The sequence below is a fragment of the Pseudolysinimonas kribbensis genome (genome assembly GCF_030161895.1).
GTDB lineage: Bacteria > Actinomycetota > Actinomycetes > Actinomycetales > Microbacteriaceae > Pseudolysinimonas > Pseudolysinimonas kribbensis.
On record NZ_BSVB01000001.1, the window covers coordinates 1,460,575 to 1,486,096 of the forward strand.

Below are 25,522 nucleotides of genomic sequence, written 5' to 3' on the forward strand. Positions count from 1 at the left end.
TATCGTCCTATCGTGACGATTCGAGACGCGGGCAGGCGGGGAGGGATGCGCGGACTCGCGTTCGTCTCCGCCGTGATCTCCCTGGTGGCGGTGTTCGCCGGGGTGGGCTCGACGATTCCACTGTTCAACGTCTACCGGGCCGAGGACGGGTTCACCAACGCCGGCATCGCCATCGCCGTCGTCGCGTACTCCGCCGCCACCCTCGTCACGCTGCTGATTCTGGGACGCCTGTCCGGCCATCTCGGTCGACGGCCCATCGCGATCGCCAGCCTGGTGCTGCTCGTGCTGGGCTGCGGCCTGCTCTTGAACGTGCACGACATCGGCATCCTGATCGCCGCCCGGGTGCTCATGGGCTTCGGTGCCGGACTGGCCAGCAGCAGCCTGACCGCCTACATCGTCGACGCGGCACCCGCCAGGCCGACCTGGCTGGCCTCCGTCGCCTCCAGCCAGACGGTCATGCTCGGTCTCGCCATCGGCGCCATCGGGTCGGGCGCCCTGATCCAGTTCGCTCCGTGGCCGCGCGATCTCACCCTCCTCGCCGTCATCGGTCTGCTCCTCGCGTCCGTCGCGCTCATCGCACTCAGCCCGGAGACGGCCGACCCCATGCCGGGCGCCTGGCGTTCGCTGCGGCCCAGCGTCCGCGTCGCCCCCGGGTCAGGCCCGTGCTTCCCGTCGCCGCCGCGGTCCTGCTGGCCACGTGGGCGACGGGCGCCTTCTACCAGGCGTTCGTGCCCGCGCTCGTCGAGAATCAACTCCATACCGGCAGTTCCGTCGTCCTGGGGCTGGTGTTCGCCGCGTACATGGCGCCCAGCGCACTGGGCGCTCCGCTCGGCGGTCGGTTCACGCCCGCGGGAGCGCAACGCATCGGCATGGCGGCCTTCCTCGCCGGATGGATCGGTGTGATCACGGCGATCACCAGTGGCGCGTTGCCGCTGTTCATCGGAGCGACCGTCGTCGCCGGAGCCGGTCAGGGGATCGCCATCAGTGCCGCGACGCGCGGCCTGCTGTGGGGCAGCACCGTCGTCGACCGGGCACCGATCTTCGCCGTGATCTACCTCCTCAGCTACAGCGGTGCCACGATCCCCAGCCTCATCTCCGGCCAGCTCTCCCGCACGCTGTCACTGCCGGATATCGCGCTCGGATACGGTGCGCTGGCTCTCATCGCCACGGTGTTCGTCATCATCGCGGCACGCAGTCCGGCCTGGCGCACCGGCGGTGCTGGTCTCGATTGACCGCGGCCCTAGGCTGACCCCGGACGACGACCGCTGGCGACGGGCAACGGCCCAGCGGACGAGAGCCGAAGACGGAGCGATGCGCAGACCACACGGACCCGATGCCATGCCCGGCGACGTCTCGTGACCGCCGGTTCGGTCGACCCGGCGACGCGGCCCGAGCTGTGGCGCGGCGCCGTGACCTGGGAGCGGGTCGCGGGCGGCATCCGGCCGTGGCGCCTCGATCCCGAGGATGCACCGCTCGCCTTTGCGCCCGAGCTGTTCGAACGTGCGCGCGCCGCCGCGGGGTCCGGCTGGAGATGCGCACGGATGCCCGCCGGCTCGAACTCGAGCTCGATGTGGCGGGCGCGGAGCCCCTGCCGTTCGACCTGGTGGTGGACGGGGAGCTGCGAGCGCGCCGGAAGGTCGCGGGACCGGCATCCCTCGACTTCGACCTGCCGGGATCGGATGCCGCCGTCGCGCTCTGGCTGCCGCAGGGCGGAGAGGTCGTCGTACGACGCGCGGCCGTGCGCGACGCGGCCGCCGCAGAGCCGTCGAGAAGCGCCCCGCGGTGGGTCGCCTACGGCAGCTCGATCACGCAGTGCGTGGCCAGCCCGGGCCCCTCCGAGACCTGGCCCGCGCTCGTGGCGCGGCGGCTCGATCTCGACCTGACGTGCCTGGGCTTCAGCGCCGAATGCCATCTCGACCCGGTCGTCGCCCGCCAGATCGCGGCGCTGCCGGCAGAGCTCATCAGCCTGTGCCTGGGCATCAACGTGTACGGGCGGCTCTCCTTCTCCGCCCGCAGCTGGCGTGGCCAGGTGGCGGACTTCATCCGCCGGGTCCGGGAGGGGCATCCGGGCACCCCGCTGCTCGTGACCTCGCCGATCGGCTGCCCCGCGCGCGAGTCGACCCCGAACGCGAACGGGATGACGCTCCGCGATCTCCGCGACGGCGTCCACGAGGTGGTGCGTGATCTGGCCGGACGGGGAGACTCTGCGATCCACCTGGTCGACGGGCGCGACCTCCTCGCCGAGTCGGAGGCGCGTCACCTGTTCGACGGGCTTCACCCCGATCAGGAGGGGAATGTGCTGATCGCCTCGCGTGTCGCCGCGGCGCTGCGCGCGGCGGCGGGCGACATCGTTCCTGCCGGCTGAGCGTCGGGACCGTCCGTGGCCGACCTCGCCGGGCGGGCGGGGACGGCCAGGAGGGGCGCCAGCGCCAGATCGAGCGCGGCGATCAGCGGCCACGGGTCCTGGGCGAGCTGGCTCAGGATGCTTCCCCGTGCAGCGCCGCCAGGACCAGCACCGCGGTCCTGTCGCCATCGATGTCGCCGGACGCGCCGGCCGTCGCGCTCGTGGCGCCGGACCGGAGCAGCCGATCCACCGTCTCGGCGATGAGCTCGCGCCATCGATCGAGGAAGTCGGCCCGGTCGGTCACCTCACCCGTCGGACGCAGCGCGAGTGCGTACGGCGACTGCGGCGCCGACAACTCGTCGACCACGCCGCGGCTCCAGCCGGCGAGCGTGGGTCCGTCGGTGACGGCGGCCAGGCCCGCGCGCTCGCGCGCCAGGACCTGCGCGAAATGATCTTTCAACCCATCACCCTGCCAGCCGCCTTCATCACGGTCATTCTGCCCCGCGCTGGACGAATTCGTCCAGTTTGAGCGCCGCCGGTGGCGTGCGAAATCCTCGGAACAGTTGATACGGTCTGCCTGAACCCATGGCATACAACTCCGCCGAAACCCGTAGGCGCCTGCTCGAAGCGGCCATCGAGGAGTTCAGCGCGCATGGGATCGCCGGCGCACGTGTCGAGACGATCGCTCGCCGGGCACGCGCGAACAAGCAGGCGATCTACCAGTACTTCGGCAGCAAGGAGCGGCTCTTCCTCGCGGCGTTCGAGGACCGGATGCTCGCCCTCCAGCAGACCATCCATTTCGACGAGTCGGACCTGGCGGAATACGCCGGGCGGGTGTTCGACGCGTACGCCGATTCACCCCAGACCTGGCGGATCACTTTCTGGGCGCAGCTCGAGCGGGGCCTGAACCATCTGCACATCCCGGCCCTGGACGCCGCCTCCCAGGAACACGCCGCGCGCATCCTGCAGGCCCAGCAGGTGGGCAGGATCACCCGCCGGTACACGCCGGAGACGATCCTCGCGTTGAGCCGCAGCCTGGCCCTCACCTGGCAGGTGCACCCCGCAGAGCGCGACGCGATCACGGCGCAGGAACGCGGGAAGCGTCGCGAGGTGGTCGTCGCCTCGATGCGGGCGCTGCTCGACGACGACGCCCACGACTGAAGCGGGTGGCCGTCGGCGCGGACCCGCCTTGACATCCACGCTCCCGGGTCGCTTGGCTTGATCTCGAAATCATCCATCCGGATGTTTTCGTATCGGCACGACGAAGGACGGGATCGATGAGCGACGAGAAGATGGAACCGGCGGCGGAGATGCCCCGGATGGGCGACGGAATGACGCCGCACATGGACGGCTCGGAGCACGCCATGGGCGAGCACACCATGGAGGAACACGCCATGGGCGAGCACGGCATGGACGAGCACGCCATGGGCACTGACGACATGGCGATGGGCGGCAAGGCCGAGAAGCCGGACGCCGAGGAACTGCCCGACTGACCCGCCGGGTCTGCGGCGACCGGCGCGCGAGCGCGCTCGACCCGGTCGCCGCGGGTGGCGACTACCGCTCGAGCTCGATGGCCGTCATACCCCGCAGGCTGAGCCAGGTTCTGCCGTCTCCGCGCACGACCGTGGCGAGCACCTCGTGGCAGGCCCGGCATCGCGCCACCCAGCCGGCCGCGTCCGGATAGACGAGAGCCATGGCGAGTGCGGCGACGTCGCCGCAGTTCGCGCACCGCGACCTGGCCGTGGTGGGCTCCACCGTGAGCAGTTCGCTGAGCACGCCCGACATCGCATTGCCGTCGATGTGGGTCATCTTCATCCTCCGTACCGCTCGGCGCGCAGGCGCTTCGGGTCGTGCCCGAGCTCGAGCGCCCAATTCAGGACCCCCTCGACGAAGGGGTCGCACCGCAGACGTAGACCGTCGGTTCCTGCTCGGCGGGGGTCAGCGCCGCAGCGAACCGCTCCCGCGTGATCCGTCCGGCCGGCGTGGTCGAGCCGGGAGGCGCCTCGCGCGTGTAGACGTACTCGGTGCTCAGCAGGCCGGCGGATTCCGCCGCGGCCAGCTCCTCGCGGAAGAAGACGTCGGCCGGGCTGCGGATCGAGTACAGCATCCGGAACGGCGCGGCGTCGCCCGCCTGCACGTGGGTGCGGATGATCGACACCATCGGCACGACGCCCGAGCCGCCGGCGATGAGCTGGACGGGCCGCACCGGTTCGGCGGACGCCGAGGGCTGCCAGACGAACCACCCGCCGAGGGGGCCGTGCACCTCCACCTCATCACCCACCGCCAGGACGTCGTTCAGGTACGGCGACACCTCCCCGTCCGGGAGGCGATCGACGGCGAGCTGGATGACGCCGCCCTCGCCGGCGGACGCCAGCGAGTACGACCGGCTGGCCTGATAGCCGTCATCGGCCGTGAGTCGCACGTCGACATGCTGGCCACCTAGGCTGCCGGGCCATCCGGGCACGTCGAGGGTGATCCGGCGAGAACGGGGCGTCTCCTGCTGCACGCCGACGACGGTGCCGACCCGCCAGGCGACGCGCCGCTCGGTCGCCGGGCTGGAGGTGAGGCTCACCAGTACCGCTCTTCCTTCCACGGGTCGCCGTGGATGCTGTACCCGTTGCTCTCCCAGAACCCGGGCTGCTCGCGCTCCATCATCCGCAGACCCCGCACCCACTTGGCGCTCTTCCAGAAGTACAGGTGCGGCACCAGAAGCCGGGCCGGGCCGCCGTGCTCGGCGGTCAGCGGCCGGCCGTCGGCTTCGAACGCGATCCACGCCCGCCCGTCCAGGAGCTCGTCGAGCGGGATGTTGGTCGTGTAGCCGCCGTAGCTGTGGGCCATCACGTAGTCGGATGACGTCGTGACCTGCGCGAAGATCTTGTCGAGCGAGACGCCGCGCCAGTTCATTCCGAGCCGAGACCAGTGCGTGACGCAGTGGATGTCGATCTCGATGTCGTCGACCCCGAGCGCGTGCATCTCGTCCCAGCTCCATCGGGACGTCTGCCCCTTCTCGGTCTCGACGCTGAACTCCCACTCGTCCGGCTGCACCGGGGGTGTGGGGCCGGCCGTCAGCACGGGCCAACCGGACACGAGCGTCTGGCCGGGGGAAGCCGCGAGTCGGCGCCGCCGCGCGGGCGGCCCGCGAATCCTCGATTGACCGGAGCCATGAACGATCCTTCCGGTGTCGGTCCGGCTGTTTCAACCAGACGGGTGAATTCGAGGCTACCGGGCGCGACCGCACGGCTCAACCGCGCGCGCAGGGGTGGCGACCGCGACGTCGCGACCGCTCATCCGCCGGCCGTCACGCCCTCGGGCGCGTCGGCCGGACCTGATCCGATGGCGATGGCCGGCCCCGCCTCGGGGTGGTGCAGGTCGAACGCCGGCGACTCGGACCGGATCCGCGGGATCGAGGTGAAGTTGTGCCGCGGCGGCGGGCACGACGTCGCCCACTCCAGCGAACGCGCATTGCCCCACGGGTCGTCCACGTTGACCTTCGGCGCCCGGCGGGCGGTGATCCACACGTTCAGCAGGAACGGCAGCATGGAGATGCCGAGGATCACGGCCCCGACCGTGGAGATCTGGTTCAACCAGGTGAAGCCGTCGCTGGGGAGGTACGAGGCATACCGGCGCGGCATGCCGAGCACGCCGAGCCAGTGCTGGATGAGGAACGTGGTGTGGAAGCCGATGAACAGCAGCCAGAAGTGGATCTTGCCCAGGCGCTCGTTCAGCATCTTGCCGGTCCACTTGGGCCACCAGAAGTAGAAGCCCGAGAACATCGCGAACACCACCGTGCCGAACACCACGTAGTGGATGTGCGCGACGACGAAGTACGAGTCGGACAGGTGGAAATCCAGCGGCGGCGAGGCCTGGATGACGCCCGTGAGCCCACCGAAGGTGAAGGTGATGAGGAAGCCGATCGCCCAGATCATGGGCGTCTCGAACGTGACGGAGCCGCGCCACATCGTGCCGATCCAGTTGAAGATCTTCACGCCCGTCGGCACCGCGATCAGCATCGTCATGAGCGAGAAGAACGGCAGCAGCACCGACCCCGTGACGTACATGTGGTGCGCCCACACCGTGACCGAGAGGGCGACGATCGCGATGGTGGCGTAGACGAGTGTCTTGTACCCGAAGATCGGCTTGCGGCTGAAGACCGGGAACACCTCGCTGACGATGCCGAAGAACGGGACGGCGATGATGTAGACCTCGGGATGCCCGAAGAACCAGAACAGGTGCTGCCACATGATCGCTCCCCCGTTGGCGGCGTTGAAGATGTGGGCGCCGAAGACCCGGTCGGCGCCGAGCGCCAGGAGCGCTGCGGCCAGAACCGGGAAGGCGACGAGGACGAGGATCGACGTCACGAGCACGTTCCAGCTCATGATCGGCATCCGGAACATGGTCATGCCCGGCGCCCGCATCGTGATGATCGTCGTGATGAAGTTCACCGCACCGAGGATCGTGCCGAAACCGCTCATCGCCAGGCCGAAGACCCACAGGTTGCCGCCGAGACCCGGCGTGAAGGTCGTCTCGTTGAGGGGGCGTACGCCGTCCAGCCGAAATCGGCGGCGCCCTGCGGCGTGAAGAAGCCGGCGACGACCAGCAGCGAGCCGAAGAAGTAGAGCCAGTAGGCCAGCGCGTTCAGCCGCGGGAACGCGACATCCGGGGCGCCGATCTGCAGCGGCATGATCGCGTTCGCGAAGCCCGCGAACAGCGGCGTCGCGAACATCAGCAGCATGATCGTGCCGTGCATCGTGAAGAGCTGGTTGTACTGCTCGTTCGACTGCACGACATCCAGGCCCGGCGTGAACAGCTCCGTGCGGATGACCAGCGCAAGCACCCCGCCGACGCAGAAGTACAGGAACGACGTGACGAGATAGAGATTGCCGATCGTCTTGTGATCGGTCGTCGTCAGCCAGGACAGCAACCGCCCGCGCGACGGCTGCGCGCTCGCGTCGGGGCCCGGCTCCGGCGCGAGCGCCCGCGACGGAGCCGGTGCCGACGTGATCCGGGTCGTCATCGGAACCGCCGGGTCGGTTCAGTCCCCGGCGCTCTCGACCAGGTCGCCGTTCAGCCCGGCGGGGTAGAAGCCCCCTGGGTGGCGCGCTCCGGCGTCAGATAGACGATGTTGAGGATGTGCTGGGGCGTGCGCCCGAAGGCGCCACCGTTGCCGTCGGTGGGGATGAGGTTGAGCGTGTCGGCGTCGCCGATGCTCTGGTCGTCGTCGCCGACGTGGTCGACCGCGTTGCGCACGTCCGAGATTTTCTGCACGGCGCCGAAGACCGCCTCGTCGATGACGCCCTGGTTGTAGAGCGAGAGCCGGACGATGCCCGCGTGGTACGCCTCCGTGGCGAGGAGACCGGCCGCCGCATCGAGATAGGTCTTGTTCGCGATGAACGGGGCGGCGCCCTTGAAGGCCGTCACGCCGACATCCTCGAACAGGTAGGCCGCGAACAGGAAGTTGAGCTCGTTCTCGTATGGATCGAAGGTGTCGGCTTCGCCGATCAGGCCGGCCGCGCGCGCCGCGGCCGTGAAGCTCTGGTCGAGCGAGATCGCCGGACGCGACACCGCGGCACTCCCGAGAGCGCCGCGCAGGAAGGTGACGTGCTGCTTCTCGTCGGAGGCGATCTCCTGGGCGAACTTGCGCACGACCGGGTTCTGGAACGGCACCGGCTTGCCGCCCGACACCTCGCCGCGTGTGCCGGTGCCCGTCGTGAGCTCGTCCGGCAGGGCGCTGCCCGTGGCGCGCAGATAGAACTCGGCCTCGAGGTACTCCAGGTTCAGCGCGAAGTTCAGGATCGACGCGTCGCTGGGCGCCTCGCTCGGACTCGGGGCCGGTCCGCCGCCGGCGGCGTCGACCATCTCCCCGAGCCTCTGCGTGTCCTGCGCGGTCTCGCCACTGCGATGCACCGCGTTCGAGATGAAGTCGTTCCCAGCCATGAGCTTCTCCGATCAGCGTCCAACCAGACGGATGTTTTCATCCACCTTCGCCGCGGTTCATCGCGGTGTCAAACGACCCCGGCGCGTCTCGCTCAGCGTCACCGAGACGCAGCGCCGCCCTGCCGTGCGCTGGCGGCATCCCGAGCGGCCGCGACCCCCGCCTCGAGAGACGCGACGTCGTACGCGCCGTAATGCCGGCGGCCGTCGATGAAGAACGTCGGGGTCCCGGGGACGCCGCTCACGTCCGCCGACTCGACGTCGGCGGCGATCCGTGCGGCATATCGATGCCGGGTGAGGTCGCGGTCGAACTGGTCGAGATCCAGCTCGAGCTGCTCGGCGTAGCGCCGGATGTCGTCGGGCTCCAGTGCGCTCTGGTGCTGCAGCAGGAGGTCGTGCATCGGCCAGAACCGGCCCTGCGCGCCGGCCGCCTCCGCCGCCTGCGCCGCGAGCTGCGCGTGCGGATGCACGTCCGGCAGAGGCAGGTGCCGCCACACGAAGCGCACACTCACGTCGGTCAGCAGCCGGCGGACATGGGTTTCGGCCCGGCCGCAGTACGGGCATTCGAAATCGCCGTATTCGACCACGGTCACCAACGCGTCGTCGGGCCCTCGGATGTGGTCGCGATCCGGATCGACATCCGGCGAGAGGTCGGTCAGCCCGCGCACCGTGCCGAGGAGCGCCTGGGCGCGCCGCTGCGGCGGCAGTGCCGCGGTGATCCGGAACAGGGCCCACGTCAGCACGGCCGACACGGCGGCGGCGGTCAGGATCCCCAGCTTGGCCTGGGCGAGCTCCGTCCCCCGGAACGCCAGCGACGCCACGAGCACGGCGACCGTGAAGCCGACTCCCGCGATGAGCCCGCTGCCGGCGACCGCCGCCCAACCGACCGGCGGGCGGAGCCGACCGCGCGTGACCGCCGCGATGAGCCGGGAGATCCCGAACACGGCGACCGGTTTGCCCACGACGTAGCCGAGGACGATGCCGATCGTGATCGGCGAGGTGTACGCGGTGGCGAGGAAGGCGGGAGCGATCGGGATGCCGGCGTTGGCCAGGGCGAACAACGGCACGATGACGAACGACGCGACGGGCAGGTACAGCGTCTGGAGACGCTCGTTCGGCGAGATCGTGTTGAGGAGGCCGGCGCCCGCGCTGCGCGCGAGCTGCGAGGTCGGCTGCTCGCGGAAGCGACGCACCAGCCGCGTCGCCGTCTCGAGGCTGTCGGGGCCCGGTGAGTACGCCGGTCCGGTCAGTCCGATGGCGAGCCCGGCGACCACCGGATCCACGCCGCCGTAGTAGAGGCCGCCCCAGCAGACCACCCCGACCACCACGTACGCCAGCGCCGGCCAGTTCGGCCCGAGTCGCACCATGATCGGGATGACGGCCCAGGCGAGCACCGCGACCACGAGCGGGATCCAGTGGATGTCGTGGCTGTACACGACCGCGATCACGACGAGCGCGACGAGGTCGTCGACGATGAAGACGGTGACGACGAATCCGCGCAGCCTCTCCGGCAGCCGCGTGCCCAGGATGGCGAGCAACCCGAGGGCGAGGGCGGTGTCCGTCGACATCGCCACGCCCCAGCCGTGGGCGGCCGGCCCCCGCGTTGGCGACGAGGAAGATCGCGACCGGAAGGGCCATGCCGGCGATGCCGGCCGCGAGCGGCATCAGCAGCTGACGTCGATCGCGCAGCTCACCGAGGTCGAACTCGCGGCGCGCCTCGAGCCCGACGACGAGGAAGAAGAACGTCATCAGGCCCTCGCTGATCCAGTCGCGCAGCGGCATGCCGAGCCGGACGTCGCCGACCTGCACCGACAGCGGGAGGCGCCAGACTCCGCTGTACGACCCGAGGTCGACGCTCGCCCAGACCACGGCGGCGACGATTGCGGCCAGCAGGATGCCGGAGCTGGCGGATTCGGCGCGCAGGAACCGGCCGAGCTGCGAGGCGATGCTCCGCGCCCAGATGGTGTGCTGCACCGCTGCAGGGTCCGGGGCGACCGCGTCGCCGGGATCGCCCGCGATCGCGCGCCGCTCGTGTTCTGAGGTCATGGTCCCTGTCGCCGGCCGCCGAGTGTCCTGCTGCCACCGCCGTGCGCGTGCTTTCGGGGGCGCTGCCGATGGTACGTCGCCGGCTCGCCGAAAAGGGGGCAAGCTGGATGTACTGGACTCGATAGTCCTGTCGCGGAGGAGGACCACATGTCGATCACGGCGGAGCAGACCGAGCGAGAGCAGACCAACGCCGAACTGGTCGCGGCTCTTCGCGACGCGGGTGATGATCCGGACGCCTCGGCGTGGGAGCTCGACGTCATCAACGACAGCGAGCACGGGCGCTGGGAGGCGTACGTCAACGAGGAGGTGGTCGCCGAGTTCACCTACCGGTACGTCGGCGGCCGCGTCGTGCTGCTGAGCATGTGGGTGGACCACGGCTTCCGCAAGCGCCGGGTCGCCACCGAGTTGATCGCGCGCGTGCTCGACGAGGTGCAGGCCGCCGGCGACACGATCACCGTCATCTGCCCGGTCGTCGGCGAGTTCCTGGCGCGGCACCCCGGATACGCGGGCCTGGTGGACCCGGTGCACCCGGGCTCCGGCGCCTTCCCGCGCCCGGCCGGCGCCGCGCCGGGCGATTACGACGAGCAGCTGACGTCGTTCGAACGCGACCTCAACTGACCCCGCCTCCCCTTTTATCGACACTTCTCAGGAGACACCATGACCAACCCACCCGCTGACGTCCGCGACGGCGACGCCGTCACCGCGGAGCAGATCCCGGAGGCCGTGGCAGGCGCCTCGCTGCTGTACGAGGACGGCGCCACCCAGACCTTCGAGGCCGACGGGACGACCACGTACGTCGAGCACGGCGGCCCCACCGCCGGCAGCTGGTACGTGGATGCCGACGGCCGTTTCGGCTCTTTCTGGCCGCCGAGCTACCGCGCGAGCTACGACCTCACCTGGGTCGTCGAGCACGGCGCGGTGACCGGGCTGCGGTTCGATGACGGCCGGTCGGTCTCGGTCGGGCGCTACCAGCGCTGACGAGCCGGCCTGCGCGCGTCCGCGATCAGCGCGGCGCGACCCGCTCGGCGAGTCGCCGTAGCCGGTCGCCGATGGCCTCGGGCGCCTCGGCCGCGGCGAAGTGGCCGCCCTCGGGCAATCGCTCGAACTCGAGAAGGTTCTCGTAGAAGTCCCGCGCACAGGACTCGGGATAGTCGTGCTCGTGCCGCTGGATGTGCACGCTCGCCGGCACGGTCACCCGCGGTACCGGCGGGGCGTCGCCCTCGTCGAAGTACGGGCGGAACGAGGTGGCGATGCTCTGCGTCGTCCAGTAGATCGTCGCCTCGGTGAGGATCCGCTCGACCGAGAGACGGCGGTGCACCGCGCGCGGATCGTCGCGCGGGGTGTCGCTCCACTCGATCAGCTTCTCGGCGATCCACGCCAGGAGACCCGCGGGAGAGTCGTTGAGCGCGGTGGCGAGCGTGTCGGGGCGCGTGCCCTGCTCGTGCGCGTAGCCGGAGAAGTCGCGGCTCGACGCGGCGAGGCCCTCGAAGAAGCGGGCGGCATCCGGATCGGTGAGCGCCGCGCGCTCCTCCTGCGTGGGGAAGTGCGCGTGGGTGACCAGGATGCCGGCGGCCGCGTCGGGGCGCGAGGCGGCGATCAGATCGCTGACGTTGGCCGTCACGTCCTCGCCGTACGTCAGGAAGCGCTCGTAGCCGAGGACGTCCGACATCAGCGCGACCATCGTGCGCGCCAGCCGAGCCTCCGTCATCCGGCCGCGATAGGCGCCCGAGTAGGCGAAGCCCGGAAGGCTCGGCACGACGAACCCGAACTCCGGGACGGCCTCCACGAGCGCGAGCTGGAGCGCGAAGGTGTGCGGCCAGCCGTGCATGAGCAGCACGACGGGCGCATCGGAAGTCGGCGGCGGACGGTGCACGAAGTGCAGTCGAGCGGTGTCGATCTCCGCGGTGAACTGCGGGAAGGAGTTGAGCCACCCCTCCCGCGCCGTCCAGTCGAAACGGCGCCACGAATCCACCAGGTCGGCGAGATGATCGGCGCGGAGGGCCGACCACGGACGGTTCGGCGACTCGGGCAGCAGGCGCGTTTGCGCGAGACGTTCCCCAAGATCCTCGATCACGCCGGGGGATGTCGCGATGCGGAAGGGCTGCGGCGCTGCGTCCGTCATGGCGACACGATGCCAGCCGCCACCGACGCCTCACGGCGAGCGGGCCATCTCGGTGCGCCCGAAGGGATTCGAACCCCCAACCTTCTGATCCGTAGTCAGATGCTCTATCCGTTGAGCTACGGGCGCGGGTCGGCGTTGGCCAACCCGACGACTATACCAGCGGGTACCGGGCCGCTCAGCCGCGGGCGGGTGGGTACGCGGCGACGTACTGGGCGAGCACCGACTCGAAGTCGGGCTCCGGCTCGAGGCCCAGCGACGACGCGCGCGGGGTGATGACGCGCGCCGGCCAGGTGTCGACGATGGCGCGGATCGTCGGGTCCTCGACCCAGTCGATGAGGGCGACCGTCTCGGGGCCCGCCACCCGCTCCAGGGCATCGGTCATCTCGCGCGGGGTCGTCGTGAGGGCGGGCAGCGTGACGGCGGTCGTGCTGCCCCAGGTCTCGTCCGACGCCGTCGCGGCCAGCAGGATGCCGTCGAGCGTCTTGGCGGGCGACGAGATCGCGAAGGGGTGTCGGGCGGCACGGGGCAGACCGCCCTCACGCCGGCGAGCGGCTCGCGGATGATGCTCGACATGAAGCTCGACGCGGCGGCGTTCGCCTTGCCGGGACGCACCGCCACCGTGATGAGCCGCACGCTGCGGCCCCGCACGAAGCCCTTGCGCGTGTAGTCGGCGACCAGCTGCTCGCCGATGAACTTCTGGATGCCGTAGCTGGTCTGCGGCCGCGGGAGCGTGTCGTCGTCGACCGTCTCCTGCGGTCCGATCGCGGGGTCGGCGCCGAACACCGCGAGCGAGCTCGTGAAGACGAGCACCGGCGGGGTCGGCAGCGAGCGGGCGTGCTCGAGGATGGCGCGGAATCCGTCGAGGTTGGTCCGCATCCCGAGGTCGAAGTCCGCCTCCGCCGCGCCGCTGACGACGCCGGCGAGGTGGAAGATCGCGTCGAGGTCGCCCAGGCGGTCCGCGGCATCGTCGATGTCGCCGACGAGCGCGGTCACGCGCGGGTCGTCGGCCAGATCGGCGGGCGGCGGGAACAGGTCGACGAGCAGCAGCTCGTCCACCTTGGCTGGGGCTGCTCCCCCGCGGCGAGGCTGCCCGCCTGCAGGATCCGGCGGGCCAGGCTGACGCCCAGGAACCCCGCTCCTCCGGTGATCGCGATCCTCATCGTGCTCCGTTCCCTTCACCCAGCGCGCCGACGACGTCGACGAGCGTCTCCGCGCCGCCCACGTTGCCCGGCACGACGACCTGCACCCCGTGCCGGTCGCCCGCGCCGAGGTCCCACACCGAGATCCCCGCGGCCACCTGCCCGCGCACCCGAGCGCGGCTCGCGGCGAACGCGACGCGCGCGACCTCCGCCGACGTGATGCCGCCCTTCGAGACGACCGCGCCCACCTCGCCGACCAGCGGCGTCGTCGCGGCCATGAGCGCGCGCATGACGAGCTCGCCGTGGGCGAGCGTGTCGTCGGCGGTGCGGCGCACGCGTTCGGTGCTTACGACGACGACCGGATGCCGTGCCAGCAGCTCGCGGGCGGCCTGTGCTGCGGCGGCGCCCGCGGCATCCGGGTCGGCGAACGCGTCGTCGGTCGCGATCACGACCGGGTCGTACCCGAGCGAGTCGGTCAGCCGAGCGAGCTGTGCCGACGCGGCGCCGGTGTGCGAGCCGCAGACGACGAGAACCCCGCCGGCCTCGACCCGGATCGGTCGCGACAGGTAGCCGGTGCTGAGCCGGCCGGCGCAGAGAGCCGCCAGGGTCGCGGCCGACCGCACGACGACGTGCGCGCCGTCGGCGAGCGCGCGCTGCAGCCCCGCATGCACGAGCCGGATGTCGTCGTCGGTCTGCACGTCGGGCACGACGAGCAGGCGCGGCCCCGCCGCCGCGAGCGCCTCCGCGACCGCGCCACCTGCGGTGGAGCGCAGAGCCTCGAGCGGCACGGGGATCGCGCGCCGGCCGCCGCGCTCTCGCGTCCACTCGACGAGGTCGGAGCTGCGGTATCCGAACACCGGATCGGCGGCGAACTCCGTCTCACCCACCGGGGTGTCGACGCCGTCGATCACGACCCGGTGCACCGAGCCGATCGTCGTCCGGCCGCCCTGCGGGAACGCCGGAACGAAGAGGACGCGGCCGTCGTCGCCGGCGAACACGTCCGCCTCGGCGAACACGTGCCCGCGCAGGGTCGAGTCGCCGCGCAGCAGGACGAGGATCTCCCGGCCGAGCCGGCGCGACACCTCGCCCAGCTCGCCGCGGATCCGCTCGGCGAGCGCCGTCGCCGCGGCCTCGTCGATCGCGCGCGAGTTCGTCTGCAGGTAGACCGACCCCTCCGACGCGAGCACCTCGGCGATCGCGTCGACGTCCCAGCGCAGCAGCACCGTGACATCCGTCGCCGACTGGGTGCCGGTCGGGTCGTCGTCGAGGACGACGGTGAGCGACGGTCCGGTCACGACACCTCGCCGTTGCGCGCGCCGCGCCACATGTCGACGTCGACCGCGCCATCCACGAGCTCGTCGATGCGGGCCAGCTCGTCGGCCGCGAAGTCGAGCCGGGCGAGCGCGCCGACGTTCTGATCGAGCTGCTCGGGCGATGAGGCGCCGATGACGAGCGAGGTGACGCGCTCGTCGCGCAGCGCCCACGCCAGCGCGAGCTGGGCCAGCGACTGGTCGCGCGCGGCGGCGATCTCGTTGAGCGCGCGCAGCCGGCGCACGATGTCGTCGGTCACCCACGCGCCGTTGAACGACGCGCGCGACGCACGCGCCTCGTGGGTGTCGCCGAGGTACTTGCTCGTGAGCAGGCCCTGGGCGAGCGCGGTGAACCCGATGACGCCGGCGCCGACCTCGGCTGTCGCGTCGAGCAGGCCCTCGGTCTCGATCCAGCGGTTGAGCAGGGAGTACGAGGGCTGGTGGATGAGCAGGGGCGTGCCGAGCTCGCGCAGCAGCTCCGCCATCTTCCGCGTGTGGTCCGCGTCGTACGAGGAGATCCCGATGTAGAGCGCCTTGCCGCTGGTGACGGCGGTCGCGAGCGCCGCCGCGGTCTCCTCGAGCGGCGTGGACGAGTCGAAGCGGTGCGAGTAGAAGATGTCGACGTAGTCGAGACCCATGCGCTGCAGCGATTGATCGAGCGACGCGAGCACGTACTTGCGCGAGCCGCCGCCCTGCCCGTACGGGCCGGGCCACATGTCCCAGCCCGCCTTGGTCGAGATGACGAGCTCATCGCGATACGGCGCGAAGTCCTCCCGCATGAGCCGGCCGAAGTTGACCTCCGCAGCGCCGTAGGGCGGTCCGTAGTTGTTCGCGAGGTCGTGGTGCGTGATGCCGAGGTCGAACGCCCGCCGGCTGATCGCGCGCTGCCGCTCGAAGGGCAGATCGTCGCCGAAGTTGTGCCAGTAACCGAGCGACAGCAGCGGCAGGTCGAGGCCGGAGCGGCCGGTGCGGCGGTAGATCATGGAGCCGTCGTAGCGGGCCGGATCGGCGATGTAGGTCATGTCACCAGCCTGGCACCGATCGAGTGCGCGCCCGATCACCCGCAGCCTCGCCGCCGAGGGGGCGCGGCATCCGGGCTCAGCGGGCGCGGGAGCCGGGGCCGAGGATGACGCCCCACACCCAGGCCGCGGCCGTCTCGGGTGAGGGCAGCGGGTCGCGCGTGAGCCACGCGCCGATGATCCCCAGCACCGAGCCGGTGATGCCGGCCGCCACGACGTCGAGCGGCAGGTCGGGGAAGTCGGCGGAGCGGCCGACCTCGTCGCGCACGATGCGCTCCACCCGGGCCCGCAGCCGCGCCGTCGCGACCGCCGATCCGTGGTCGCCGAGGACCCGCCGATACAGCTCGGCGTGATCGGCGATGTGGGCGAAGTAGGTCGAGACGGCGAGAGGCGGCGCGTCGGCCATGTCGACCGCCTCGGGCAGGTTGGCCTCCGCCTCGTCGGCCGCCGCGTCGAGCGCGTCGGCCAGGAGGATCTCCTTGTCGGCGTAGTGCTGGTAGAAGCTCGAGCGGTTGACGCCCGCGCGCTCCGCGATGTCGCCCACCGGGATGTCGTCGAGCGGCCGCTCCCGCGCGAGTTCGAACAGCGCCTCCTGCAGGCTGCGGCGCGTGCGGGCGATCCGAGGATCCATCCCGCCGATTCTGCCAGTCCGGCCGCTCCCGGCGTTCTGTCAGCAACATATGTCGTTTTTCCGACATTTGTCGATTACGCTCGCCGACGGCTCGACGATGCGCCTCTCGCACCGCGACCCGAAAGGCGCTCCCATGGCCGCACTCCTCGACCGGCTCGGTCGGTTCTCCGCCCGGCACCGCTGGAGCGTCGTCGGCGCCTGGGTGCTGCTGCTCGCCATCGCGGGCGGAGCCTTCGCGCTGTTCGGCGGGACGCTCTCGTCGACCTTCGACATCCCCGGTACGGCGACCGACAAGGTCACCACGCAACTCGAGCGCGAGCTCGGCAAAGTCGGCGGGGCGACCGGCACGATCGTGTTCCGCAGCGCGGACGGCACCGCCTTGAGCTCGGCACAGCAGAAGGACATTGCCGGCCTGCTCGACCGGATCGATCGGAAGAAGGGGTCTCCTCGACGATCGATCCGTACGACACACGGGCGCAGCAGCAGGCGAACGCGGCGAAGCTCGTCGCCGCGCAGGAGCAGCTGACCGCGGCACGCGCGCAGCTCGCCGCCGCGAAGGCGCAGGGCGCCGACATCTCCGCCCAGCTCGGCGAGCTCGACGCCCGGGCGGCGCAGCTCGACGCGGGCACGCGCCTGCTCTCGGCCTCGAAGGACCTGCGGATGGTCTCCGCCGACGGCAGCACCGCGATCGGCGTCGTGCAGTTCCGCGACACCCTGCTCGAGCTGCCCGCGAGCCAGAAGGCCGGTGTCGCGTCGGTCATCGACGCCGCGCACATCCCCGGCGTGCGGATCGACTCCTCCAGCGAGTTCTCCGACCAGGTCGACGGCATCGTCGGTCCGGGTGAGATCACGGGCGTCATCATCGCCGCGCTCGTGCTGGTCGTGATGTTCGGGGCCGTGCTGCCCGCCGTCATGCCGCTCGTGTCGTCCCTGGTCGGCGTGGGGGTCGGGGTCGCCGGTGCACTCGCCTTCTCCGGCACGATCGAGATGGGATCCGTCACGCCGGTGCTCGGCCTCATGCTGGGCCTCGCGGTGGGCATCGACTACTCGCTCTTCATCATCAACCGGCACCGGCGGCAGCTGAAGGAGGATGCCGCCGGCCGCGTCGATCGGACTGGCCAACGGCACCTCGGGCGGCGCCGTCGTGTTCGCCGGCTCGACCGTGCTGATCGCGCTGCTCGCGCTGGTCGTGACGGGCATCCCGTTCCTGACCCTCATGGGCGTCGTCGGCGCCGCGTGCGTGCTCGTCGCCGTGCTCGTGGCGATCACGCTGACCCCGGCGCTGTTGTCCCTGCTCGGGATGCGCGTGCTGAGCAGACGCGCACGCGCCCGCATCGGCCACCCCGGTCACGCGCAGACGACCCCGCGCCCGATCCGCACGCGACGCGCCGTGCTCGGCGGCGCCCTCGCGATCGTCGCGCTGCTCGCCATCGCGGTGCCCGCGCTCTCGATGCGGCTCGGGCTGCCCGACGGCTCCGCCCAGGCGCAGGACTCGTCGTCGTACCGCGCGTACGAGACCGTGGCGCAGGAGTTCGGGGCCGGACGCAACGGGGCCCTGCTCGTCACGGCATCCCTGCCGCACGCCGCGTCGAAGGCCGACCTCACCACGACCGAGGCCGGCATCGTCGACACGCTCATGGCGCAGGATCACGTCGCGGGCGTCGCGCCGATCGGCGTGAACGGCGCGCGCGACTTCATCGCGTTCCAGGTGGTGCCGACGGGGGACCGTCGAGCGTCTCGACCGAGCAGCTCGTGCACACCCTGCGCGACGACGTGTCGCTCGGCTCCGGGGTCGGCGTCGACGTCGCAGGCCAGGCGAGCGGCAACATCGACATCTCGGAGAAGCTGGCCAGCATCCTGCCGACCTATCTCGCGGTCGTGGTCGGGCTCTCGCTGATCATCATGCTCGTCGTGTTCCGGTCGCTGCTCGTGCCGGTCATGGCCACGGCCGGGTTCGTGCTGTCGTTCCTCGCCGCGCTCGGCGCCATGACGGCGGTGTATCAGTGGGGCTGGCTCGGCGGCGTCTTCGGCGTGCACGACCCCGGACCGGTGCTCAACTTCGCGCCGGTGATCATCGTGGGCGTGCTGTTCGGGCTCGCGATGGACTACCAGCTGTTCCTGGTCTCCGGGATGCGGGAGGCGTACGTGCACGGCGTCCCAGCGCGGGCGGCGGTCGCCTCCGGCCTGCGCCACGGGCGCGCCGTCGTCACGGCCGCCGCGATCATCATGATCTCGGTCTTCGGCGGGTTCGTCTTCTCGCACCTCACCGCCATCAAGCCGCTCGGATTCGGGCTCGCGGCGGGGGTGCTGTTCGACGCCTTCGTGGTGCGCATGGTGCTGATCCCGTCACTCATGCACCTGGCCGGGCGCGCCGCCTGGTGGCTGCCGCGCTGGCTCGACCGGATGCTGCCGCACGTCGACATCGAGGGCTCGGCTCTCGAGCGTCCGCAACCGCATCCGGGTGCGACGGAGCACCGCCCGCCGGCGCGCCGCCCGCGGGTGCGCACCGGTGGCCGGATGCTGCCTCAGCCCGCCGTCGAACGCCGGTAGGTCGTCACCGTCACGCCCGAGCCGAGGGGCCGCACCTCGCCGCGCTCGAATCGCGAGAGCGGGAACCCGTCGGCGAACAGGCGCTTGCCGGTGCCGAGCACGATGGGGTAGACCGCGAGCCGGTACTCGTCGACGAGGTCGTGCGCGGCGAGGATCGCCACGAGCCGCGAGCTGCCCCAGACCCGGATCTCGCCATCACGATGCTCCGCCCGGAGCCGGGCGACCTCGCCCGGCACGTCGCGGAGCACACGGGTGTTGCGCCAGGTGGGATCGGTCAGCGTTGTCGAGGCGACGTACTTGGGGATGCGGTTGTAGCGGCGGGTCTGCTCGCCGAGGAACCCCTCCGCGTCCTCGCTCCACACCGCCCACGCGCCCAGCCAGATGTCGTAGGTCCGTCGCCCGAGCAGGAGGGCGCCGGTCCGGCTCTCCCAGTCCTGGATGATCGCGTCCAGTTCGGGGTCGTCGTCGCGGTGACGGGACTGCCAGCCGCCCAGCGCGAAGCCGCCGTCGCGGTCCTCCTCGAACATCCCGGGCCCCTGGATGACGCCGTCGAGCGTCACGAACTCCTGCACGACGATCTCGCTCATCGGTCCTCTCCCCAGGCGGGCCGCACCATGCGGGGCGTGATGTCCGCCACGCTCGCGGCGCCGAGTCCGGCGATCGTGACGGCCGTCTCCTCGGCGAGGGTCGCGAGCATCGTCTCGAGGGCTTCCCGGCCGCCCGCGGCGAGCGCCCACAGCACCGGGCGGCCGATGCCCACCGCCGCCGCCCCGAGCGCGAGCGCCCGCACCACGTCGGCACCGGAGCGGATGCCGCCGTCGACGATCACGGGCGCCCGCCGGTCGACGGCCTCGACGATCTCGCGCAGCACCGCCGCGACCGGCACGACGCCGGCGAGCTGCCGCCGGCCGTGGTTGGACACGATGACGCCCGCGGCGCCGGCGTCGAGAGCTCGGAGGGCGTCATCCGGAGTCAGCACGCCCTTCGCCCAGACCGGCAGGCCGGCGCTCGCGACGAGCTCGGCGAGGTCGTCGGGCGTGATCGAGGTGTCGGCCGCGAAGCCCGCCCCGGCGCCGGTCAGCGGCACGTTCCCGCGCACCGCGACCGCGCCCGTGAGCGGCACGCGCCGGAACGCGGCGTCGGCCAGGATGCCGGGCACGTCCACCGTGAGCACGAGCGCGGACGCGCCGGCCGCCGCGCAGCGGGCCACGTAGTCGGTCGTGGCCGAGCGATCATGCTGCAGATAGATCTGCGCCCACCACGGCGACGTCGCGGCGGCACCGAAGCGCTCGACGTCGACGGTCGCGTTGTTCGAGTAGCTCATGAGCATGCCGGCGGCACCCGCGGCGGCGGCGGTCGCGAGCTCGCCGTCGGGGTGCGCGCCGCCCTGCGACGCGCTCGCGGCGAGCATGATCGGCGAGGCGAACCGGTGGCCGCCGAGCTCGACCGTGGTGTCGATCGCGGTGAGCCCGGTCATGACGCGGGGCACGAGATCCCAGCGGTCCCAGGCGCGGGCGTCCCGCTCGGCATCGAACCGGCCGTCGGCCGTGCCCTGGTAGAACGACCAGGCGTCGGCGGGCAGGGTCGCCTCGGCAGCGGCGCGCAGCGGTGCGAAGTCCATCAGCTGTGCCCGTCGCCGACGGCGGAGCCGGACGTGTCGTTCGAGGCGGTGCGGGTGCGCATGTCTTCAGCGTAGGAGGGCGGATGGGGCAGGGAGCGTCTGGCACCATGTTGCCGGTGACGACCGTGCTGCTCCTCGACGACGGGTGGGAGCTGCACGAGGCGCTCGGCGAGACGTGGCGGTGGCGCGTCGGCATCCCGGCGGCGGGCCTGAACAGCGTGAGCGCGTCGGCCGCCGGCCGCGGCGGGTGGTTCCCCGCGCGCGTGCCGGGGTCCGTGCTCGACGACCTCGTCGGCGACGGGCAGGCGCCCGACCCGCGGCACGGGCGGGACAGCCGCGCGGGCGAGTGGGCCGCGACCCGCTCGTGGGTCTACCGGCGGGTCGTCGACGTGCCCCGACTCGAGCCGGACGACCGTGTCGTGCTGGAGCTGGACGGCCTCGACCCCGGCGGCACGGTCTACTGGGACGGGGAGGACGTCGGGTCGGTCGACGGCATGTTCACGGCATCCCGGATCGCGCTGCCCGCCGAGCCCGGACGGCACCAGCTGGCCATCGTGGTCGCGCCCGCTCCCGACGCCGAGCCGCAGGTCGGTAGAACCGAGCGCGTGACCCGGCTCGCCCCGCGGATGACGGCGGGCTGGGACTTCTGCCCCCGGATGCCGCACCAGGGCCTGTGGCGCCCCGTGCGGCTGCGGATCGGTCGGGCGCAGCTCGCCCGCGTGAGCGCCGACGCGCGGGTCGCCGACGGGCGCGGCACCGTCGAGGTGGGCATCGTGCTCGATGCGGCCGGGCGGACCGCCGTCGTCGCGGAGTTGACGGCCGGCGGCACGGTGCGTGCGCGGGTCGAGGCGACCGCCGCGCCGGGCCACAACCGCCTCGAGCTGGCTGTCGACGATCCGGAGCTCTGGTGGCCCGCCCGACTCGGCGCGCCGACGCTGTACGAGCTGCGGGTCAGCGCCGGGGACGAGACGCGCGTCCTGCCGATCGGGTTCCGCACGATCGAGTGGCACCCGAACCCCGGGGCGCCGGAGGGCGCCCACGACTACGCGCTCGCGGTCAACGGCACCGAGGTGCCGCTCGTGGGATGGAACTGGGTGCCCGTCGACGCGCGCTACGGCACGATCGACGGGGCGCGCATCCGGCACCTGGTCGGCCTTGCGGCGGGCTCCGGCGCGCGGCTGCTGCGGGTCTGGGGCGGCGGGCTGCTCGAGTCGGAGGAATTCTATCGCGCGTGCGACGAGGCCGGGCTGCTGGTCTGGCAGGAGTTCCCGCAGTCGAGCTCCGGCATGCAGAGCGCACCGTCGCGCGATCCGGTGTTCGTCGCCGGTGCCGTCGCGGTCGCCCAGGAGGTGGTGCCCGGGCTGACCCACCACCCGAGCCTCGTGCTGTTCGGCGGCGGCAACGAGCTCGAGGACGAGCGCGGGCCGCTCGAGGACGATCGCTCCCCCGTGCTCGCCGCGATGCACGACGCGGTCGAGCGGCTCGCACCCCGCCGCGGCTGGCTGCCGACGTCGCCGACCGGGCCCGTCTTCCACAACCGGATGGATCGCATCCGGGAGGCGCCGCTCGACCAGCACGACGTGCACGGCCCGTGGGAGCACCAGGGGCTCGTCGCGCACTACACGCTGTACAACGCGGGCACCTCGCTCGCCCACACCGAGTTCGGCGTCGAGGGCATGACGAACCGGCGGGCGCTCGACGCGCTCATCCCCGCGGAGCAGCAGTGGCCCGCGGGCCGCGACAACCCGGTCTACCGGCACCTCGGCGAGTGGTGGGACAACGAGACCCTCGTGCAGGAGGTCTTCGGCCAGCGGCTCACCGACGTCGACCGCCTGCTGCGGGCGAGCCAGCTGCTGCAGGCGGCCGGGCTGCAGTACGCGGTGGAGGCCGACCGGCGCCGTGCTCCGCGCTGCAGCATGGTGCTGCCGTGGCAGCTGCACGAGAGCTTCCCCAACGCGTGGTGCACCTCGAGCGTCGACTACCACGGCGAGCCGAAGCCTGCGTATCACGCCGTGGCGCGGGCGTTCGCGGCGGACCGGGTGACGCTGCGGATCGAGCGCGCGGCCGCCGCGGGCGAACCGCTCCGCGCCGAGGCGTGGGTCGGCAGCGAGGCCGGTCTCGACGCGGGTTCGACGCTCGCGCTGCGGCTGCGGGATGCGGCGGGCGCCCTCCTCGCGGAGACCTCGGCCGCGACGGAGGGTCCGGTCACTGCGCCGCGGCGGGTCACCGCGCTGACCGCCGACGCCCTCCCCGGGGACGCCGTCGTGATCTGGGAGGCCGAGTGGCGCAGCCGCGAGGGCCGCGTGCTCGACATCGAGCGCACGATCGTCTCGACCGGCGCCGACCTGACGCCCCTGCTCGACCTGCCCGATGCCGAGGTGGAGGTGCACGCGGAGATCGACGGCGACGTCTGGACGGTCGGCATCCGGCACGTCGGCGGCCCCGCGGCGATCGCGCTCGCACTCCATGACGCGCGCCCGATCGAGGCGCCCGGCTGGCCGGTCGCCGACGGCGACCCGCGGCCCCTGCTGCCCGGCGAGACGCGCGAGCTGCATGTCAGGTGGCGCGACGACGACCCGGCCGGGCGCGCACTCGTGCTCGACGGCTGGAACGTGCCGGCGCAGCCGATCGACCCGCACTGATCCGCGAGCGCGGGCAGCAGGTCCTAGAGCGCCCCGAGTGTGCGGCGGGCCTCGTCGATCGAATCGAGCACGTCGATCGCGGTCGACAGCGGGTGCAGCGGCGAATCGACCCGGCCCCCGGCGATGTACTCGGCGACCGCCGACGCCTGCCAGGCGAGCCCGTCTCGGAAGACGAATCCCGAGTCGTCCGCGTAGCGCAGGCGCCGCCCCTCGGGGCCGACGACCGTGAGCCCGCCCGGCGCGAGGAACATCGGATCGACCTCGATCCGCGCGTCGGTACCGCAGACCAGGGCCCCGCTCGGCGAGGCGAACAGCAGCGAGGTGCCGAGCATCGCCTGCGCGCCGTTCGCGTACTCCAGCAGCAGGGACGCCTGGTCGTCCACCCCGGTCGGGGCCAGCGAGCCGGCGACCGTCATGCGCTCGGGCGCGCCGAGGAGGAGGTGCGCGAACCACAGCACGTACACGCCGAGGTCGAGGAGAGCCCCGCCGCCGAGCGCCGGATCCCAGGCACGGCCGGACGGGTCGAAGCGGGAACGCCCCGAGAAGTCGGCGGTCACGAGGCGGAGCTCGCCGAGCCCGCCGTCCGCGACGAGGCGCACGAGCACGTCGGTCTGCGGCTGGTAGCGCGACCACATGGCCTCCCCGCGAACACGCCCGCGGCGGCGGCCGCATCGCGGATGTCGCGCGCCTCGGCCGCCGTGACCGCGATCGGCTTCTCGATGAGCACGTGCTTGCCCGCGGCGATCGCGAGCAGGGCGTTCTCCCGGTGCTCGCTGTGCGGCGTGGCGATGTAGACGACGTCGACCTCGGGGTCGGAGACGAGCTGCTCGTAGTCGCCGTGCACGCGGATGATGCCGCGAGGCTCGGCGAACGCCCGCGCCCGTTCGGCGGAGCGGGAGCCGACCGCGACGACCCGCTGGTCGGTGTAGGCATGGACGGCGTCGGTGAAGTCGGCCGCGATCCTGCCGGGGCCGAGGACGCCCCAGCGTACGACGGGGCCGCCGCGCAGCGGCGTGACCCGGGGGTCGGGGAGGGCGGAGGGGAACGGGCTCATGAGCCCAATGTAGGAACATGGGCGCGGAAGGGAGCGTCATGGAGCTGCTGATCGGCACCTACACCGAGCGGAAGGCGTTCGTCGACGGGCACGCGCCGGGCCTGCTCGCGGCGACGTGGGAGGCCCCGGCATCCGGTGAACGACGGATCGGCGAGGCACGGCTCGCCGCGAAGTCCGTGAACCCGTCCTGGGTCGCGCGCACCCGCGACGGTGCTCGCGTCTACTGCACCGCGGAGCTCGAGAACGGCCGGGTCGTCGGCTTCGCGCGCGGCGACGCGGGCACGCTCACGGCGCTCGGCGAGCAGGACAGCCACGGCGCCGATCCCGCGCACCTCGGCCTCGACGCCGACGAGCGGCTGCTCGCGGTCGCGAACTACTCCGGCGGCACGATCGCGATCCTGCCGCTGGATGCCGACGGCCGGCCCGGCGCCGCGACGAGCGTGCACACCCAACCCGCCCCCGTCGTGCCGACCGGGCGCGCCGAGCAGGAGTCGGCCCACCCGCACCACGTGGAGTTCGACCCCGTCACGGGGCAGCTGCTCGTCGCCGACCTCGGCCTCGACAGGGTCTGCGTGTTCGACGTGACCGGCGACGGGGTGCTCGAGCCGCGCCCGGAGCGCGATGTCGTGCTGCCGCCCGGCACCGGACCGAGGCAGCTCGCCTTCGACGAGACGCAGTCGCGCCTGTTCGTGATCGGCGAGCTCGGCAACACCGTGCACGAGCTGCGCCGCACGGCGGGCGGCTTCCAGGTGCACGGCGGGATCGGCACCCTCCCGCCCGGCGAGGCGGGCGACGGCGACTCGGGGGCCGCGCTGCTGTACTCCGCCGCCCACTCGCGGCTGTACGCGACGACCCGCGGCCGCGACACCGTGACGATCATCGACACGAGCGGGCCCGAGCTGGCGCGGGTGGCCGTCATCCCGAGCGGCGGGCGCACGCCGCGCGGCGCGACCCTGACGCCGGACGGCCGGCTGATCGTGGCGCACCAGGACGACGACGCCGTGGTCGTCTTCGACCTCGACCCCGACGGGATGCCGGTACCGGCGGACCGGACGACGATCGCGAGTCCGGTCTGCCTCGTCGGCTTTTATTGACGCTAGAGTCAATCAAAAG

26 protein-coding genes, 1 tRNA gene and 4 pseudogenes are annotated in these 25,522 nt (G+C 72.1%); 12 read left to right on the top strand and 19 right to left on the bottom strand.

All coding sequences use genetic code 11. From position 1 onward, the window contains the following. Positions 1 to 12 precede the first annotated feature (12 nt). From QQK35_RS08160 to QQK35_RS08170, 3 genes are all read left to right on the top strand, one after another. On the top strand, positions 13 to 903 hold the full coding sequence (locus QQK35_RS08160; RefSeq protein WP_284253732.1) for an MFS transporter: 891 nt from the start codon (positions 13 to 15) through the stop codon (positions 901 to 903). After that, on the top strand, positions 870 to 1,232 hold the full coding sequence (locus QQK35_RS08165; RefSeq protein ID WP_284253733.1) for a hypothetical protein: 363 nt from the start codon (positions 870 to 872) through the stop codon (positions 1,230 to 1,232). The genes QQK35_RS08160 and QQK35_RS08165 overlap by 34 nt, the downstream gene beginning before the upstream one ends. A 299-nt stretch (positions 1,233 to 1,531) precedes the next feature. Beyond that, positions 1,532 to 2,365, top strand: coding sequence for a GDSL-type esterase/lipase family protein (locus tag QQK35_RS08170; protein ID WP_284253734.1), 834 nt, complete (start codon positions 1,532 to 1,534; stop codon positions 2,363 to 2,365). Positions 2,366 to 2,477: 112 nt separating this feature from the next. On the opposite strand, the gene QQK35_RS08175 is transcribed toward QQK35_RS08170, so the two are convergent. Continuing rightward, a complete protein-coding gene (locus tag QQK35_RS08175; protein ID WP_284253735.1) occupies positions 2,478 to 2,936 on the bottom strand; it encodes a hypothetical protein in 459 nt (152 codons plus the stop codon). Between QQK35_RS08175 and QQK35_RS08180 the strand changes: the two genes are divergently transcribed. Together QQK35_RS08180 and QQK35_RS08185 are read left to right on the top strand one after the other, a co-directional pair. Beyond that, the gene (locus QQK35_RS08180; protein WP_284253737.1) at positions 2,930 to 3,505 is read left to right on the top strand and encodes a TetR/AcrR family transcriptional regulator; all 576 of its coding nucleotides are present in this window, start codon (positions 2,930 to 2,932) and stop codon (positions 3,503 to 3,505) included. The genes QQK35_RS08175 and QQK35_RS08180 overlap by 7 nt on opposite strands. A gap of 116 nt (positions 3,506 to 3,621) precedes the next feature. After that, entirely contained in the window at positions 3,622 to 3,837 is a 216-nt protein-coding gene (locus QQK35_RS08185; RefSeq protein WP_284253738.1) for a hypothetical protein, read from the top strand. Between the two features lie 61 nt (positions 3,838 to 3,898). Here the strand turns inward: QQK35_RS08185 and QQK35_RS08190 are convergent, their stop codons facing one another. The 7 genes and pseudogenes from QQK35_RS08190 to QQK35_RS20370 all read right to left on the bottom strand — a co-directional run. Beyond that, a complete protein-coding gene (locus QQK35_RS08190) occupies positions 3,899 to 4,153 on the bottom strand; it encodes a DUF6510 family protein (protein WP_284253739.1) in 255 nt (84 codons plus the stop codon). A 64-nt stretch (positions 4,154 to 4,217) separates the two neighbouring features. Further along, a complete protein-coding gene (locus tag QQK35_RS08195; protein ID WP_348534912.1) occupies positions 4,218 to 4,916 on the bottom strand; it encodes an FAD-binding oxidoreductase in 699 nt (232 codons plus the stop codon). Continuing rightward, positions 4,913 to 5,416, bottom strand: a complete 504-nt coding sequence (locus QQK35_RS08200) for a molybdopterin-dependent oxidoreductase (RefSeq protein WP_284253740.1) — start codon at positions 5,414 to 5,416, stop codon at positions 4,913 to 4,915. Before QQK35_RS08200 ends, QQK35_RS08195 begins: the two co-directional genes overlap by 4 nt. 212 nt (positions 5,417 to 5,628) lie before the next feature. After that, positions 5,629 to 7,358 (bottom strand): annotated as a pseudogene (gene ctaD, locus QQK35_RS08205) (aa3-type cytochrome oxidase subunit I). Between the two features lie 50 nt (positions 7,359 to 7,408). Further along, positions 7,409 to 8,278, bottom strand: coding sequence for a ferritin-like domain-containing protein (locus QQK35_RS08210; RefSeq protein ID WP_284253741.1), 870 nt, complete (start codon positions 8,276 to 8,278; stop codon positions 7,409 to 7,411). A 98-nt stretch (positions 8,279 to 8,376) separates the two neighbouring features. Continuing rightward, positions 8,377 to 9,027 carry a DsbA family protein gene (locus QQK35_RS20365; protein ID WP_431311839.1) on the bottom strand — a complete coding sequence of 217 codons (651 nt, stop codon included), beginning with the start codon at positions 9,025 to 9,027 and terminating at the stop codon, positions 8,377 to 8,379. Positions 9,028 to 9,060: 33 nt separating this feature from the next. Beyond that, positions 9,061 to 10,321, bottom strand: a pseudogene (locus tag QQK35_RS20370) (Na+/H+ antiporter NhaA); the annotation flags it as partial. Between the two features lie 147 nt (positions 10,322 to 10,468). Here QQK35_RS20370 and QQK35_RS08225 point away from each other — a divergent pair. Next, positions 10,469 to 10,939 (top strand): GNAT family N-acetyltransferase, encoded by a 471-nt coding sequence (locus QQK35_RS08225; RefSeq protein ID WP_284253745.1) that lies wholly within the window; start codon positions 10,469 to 10,471, stop codon positions 10,937 to 10,939. A gap of 39 nt (positions 10,940 to 10,978) precedes the next feature. After that, positions 10,979 to 11,299: a hypothetical protein gene (locus tag QQK35_RS08230; RefSeq protein ID WP_284253746.1), complete on the top strand. Its 321-nt coding sequence runs from the start codon at positions 10,979 to 10,981 to the stop codon at positions 11,297 to 11,299. 25 nt (positions 11,300 to 11,324) lie between these two features. On the opposite strand, the gene QQK35_RS08235 is transcribed toward QQK35_RS08230, so the two are convergent. From QQK35_RS08235 to QQK35_RS08265, 7 genes are all read right to left on the bottom strand, one after another. Next, positions 11,325 to 12,443 carry an epoxide hydrolase family protein gene (locus tag QQK35_RS08235; RefSeq protein WP_284253747.1) on the bottom strand — a complete coding sequence of 373 codons (1,119 nt, stop codon included), beginning with the start codon at positions 12,441 to 12,443 and terminating at the stop codon, positions 11,325 to 11,327. Between the two features lie 53 nt (positions 12,444 to 12,496). Next, a tRNA-Arg gene (locus QQK35_RS08240) sits at positions 12,497 to 12,569 on the bottom strand. A 49-nt stretch (positions 12,570 to 12,618) separates the two neighbouring features. Beyond that, positions 12,619 to 12,825 carry a hypothetical protein gene (locus tag QQK35_RS08245; protein ID WP_284253748.1) on the bottom strand — a complete coding sequence of 69 codons (207 nt, stop codon included), beginning with the start codon at positions 12,823 to 12,825 and terminating at the stop codon, positions 12,619 to 12,621. Further along, a complete protein-coding gene (locus tag QQK35_RS08250; protein WP_284253749.1) occupies positions 12,822 to 13,499 on the bottom strand; it encodes an NAD-dependent epimerase/dehydratase family protein in 678 nt (225 codons plus the stop codon). The genes QQK35_RS08245 and QQK35_RS08250 overlap by 4 nt, the downstream gene beginning before the upstream one ends. 100 nt (positions 13,500 to 13,599) lie before the next feature. Continuing rightward, positions 13,600 to 14,877: a four-carbon acid sugar kinase family protein gene (locus QQK35_RS08255; RefSeq protein ID WP_284253750.1), complete on the bottom strand. Its 1,278-nt coding sequence runs from the start codon at positions 14,875 to 14,877 to the stop codon at positions 13,600 to 13,602. Continuing rightward, positions 14,874 to 15,914, bottom strand: coding sequence for an L-glyceraldehyde 3-phosphate reductase (mgrA, locus tag QQK35_RS08260; RefSeq protein WP_284253751.1), 1,041 nt, complete (start codon positions 15,912 to 15,914; stop codon positions 14,874 to 14,876). The genes QQK35_RS08255 and mgrA overlap by 4 nt, the downstream gene beginning before the upstream one ends. A 76-nt stretch (positions 15,915 to 15,990) precedes the next feature. After that, positions 15,991 to 16,542 carry a TetR/AcrR family transcriptional regulator gene (locus tag QQK35_RS08265; RefSeq protein ID WP_284253752.1) on the bottom strand — a complete coding sequence of 184 codons (552 nt, stop codon included), beginning with the start codon at positions 16,540 to 16,542 and terminating at the stop codon, positions 15,991 to 15,993. A 522-nt stretch (positions 16,543 to 17,064) separates the two neighbouring features. Between QQK35_RS08265 and QQK35_RS19735 the strand changes: the two are divergent. From QQK35_RS19735 to QQK35_RS19745, 3 genes and pseudogenes are all read left to right on the top strand, one after another. Continuing rightward, positions 17,065 to 17,574 (top strand): annotated as a pseudogene (locus QQK35_RS19735) (MMPL family transporter); the annotation flags it as partial. Between the two features lie 58 nt (positions 17,575 to 17,632). After that, positions 17,633 to 17,815, top strand: a pseudogene (locus tag QQK35_RS19740) (MMPL family transporter); the annotation flags it as partial. Between the two features lie 500 nt (positions 17,816 to 18,315). Next, on the top strand, positions 18,316 to 19,092 hold the full coding sequence (locus QQK35_RS19745; protein ID WP_348535003.1) for an MMPL family transporter: 777 nt from the start codon (positions 18,316 to 18,318) through the stop codon (positions 19,090 to 19,092). Here the strand turns inward: QQK35_RS19745 and QQK35_RS08275 are convergent. Together QQK35_RS08275 and QQK35_RS08280 are read right to left on the bottom strand one after the other, a co-directional pair. Then, positions 19,068 to 19,679 carry a dihydrofolate reductase family protein gene (locus QQK35_RS08275; RefSeq protein ID WP_284253753.1) on the bottom strand — a complete coding sequence of 204 codons (612 nt, stop codon included), beginning with the start codon at positions 19,677 to 19,679 and terminating at the stop codon, positions 19,068 to 19,070. The two genes, QQK35_RS19745 and QQK35_RS08275, sit on opposite strands and share 25 nt — an antisense overlap. Continuing rightward, positions 19,676 to 20,713 (bottom strand): alpha-hydroxy acid oxidase, encoded by a 1,038-nt coding sequence (locus tag QQK35_RS08280; protein ID WP_284253754.1) that lies wholly within the window; start codon positions 20,711 to 20,713, stop codon positions 19,676 to 19,678. The genes QQK35_RS08275 and QQK35_RS08280 overlap by 4 nt, the downstream gene beginning before the upstream one ends. 116 nt (positions 20,714 to 20,829) lie before the next feature. On the opposite strand from QQK35_RS08280, the gene QQK35_RS08285 reads away from it, so the two are divergent. After that, positions 20,830 to 23,355: a glycosyl hydrolase 2 galactose-binding domain-containing protein gene (locus tag QQK35_RS08285; RefSeq protein WP_425564926.1), complete on the top strand. Its 2,526-nt coding sequence runs from the start codon at positions 20,830 to 20,832 to the stop codon at positions 23,353 to 23,355. Between the two features lie 23 nt (positions 23,356 to 23,378). Here QQK35_RS08285 and QQK35_RS08290 read toward each other — a convergent pair whose 3' ends face one another. Then, complete coding sequence (locus QQK35_RS08290; RefSeq protein ID WP_284253756.1) at positions 23,379 to 23,990, bottom strand: Gfo/Idh/MocA family protein; 612 nt, start codon at positions 23,988 to 23,990, stop codon at positions 23,379 to 23,381. Next, positions 23,909 to 24,409, bottom strand: coding sequence for a Gfo/Idh/MocA family protein (locus QQK35_RS08295; RefSeq protein ID WP_284253757.1), 501 nt, complete (start codon positions 24,407 to 24,409; stop codon positions 23,909 to 23,911). Before QQK35_RS08295 ends, QQK35_RS08290 begins: the two co-directional genes overlap by 82 nt. Before the next feature lie 38 nt (positions 24,410 to 24,447). On the opposite strand from QQK35_RS08295, the gene QQK35_RS08300 reads away from it, so the two are divergent. After that, the gene (locus QQK35_RS08300; protein ID WP_284253758.1) at positions 24,448 to 25,503 is read left to right on the top strand and encodes a lactonase family protein; all 1,056 of its coding nucleotides are present in this window, start codon (positions 24,448 to 24,450) and stop codon (positions 25,501 to 25,503) included. The last annotated feature ends 19 nt before the right edge of the window (positions 25,504 to 25,522 follow it).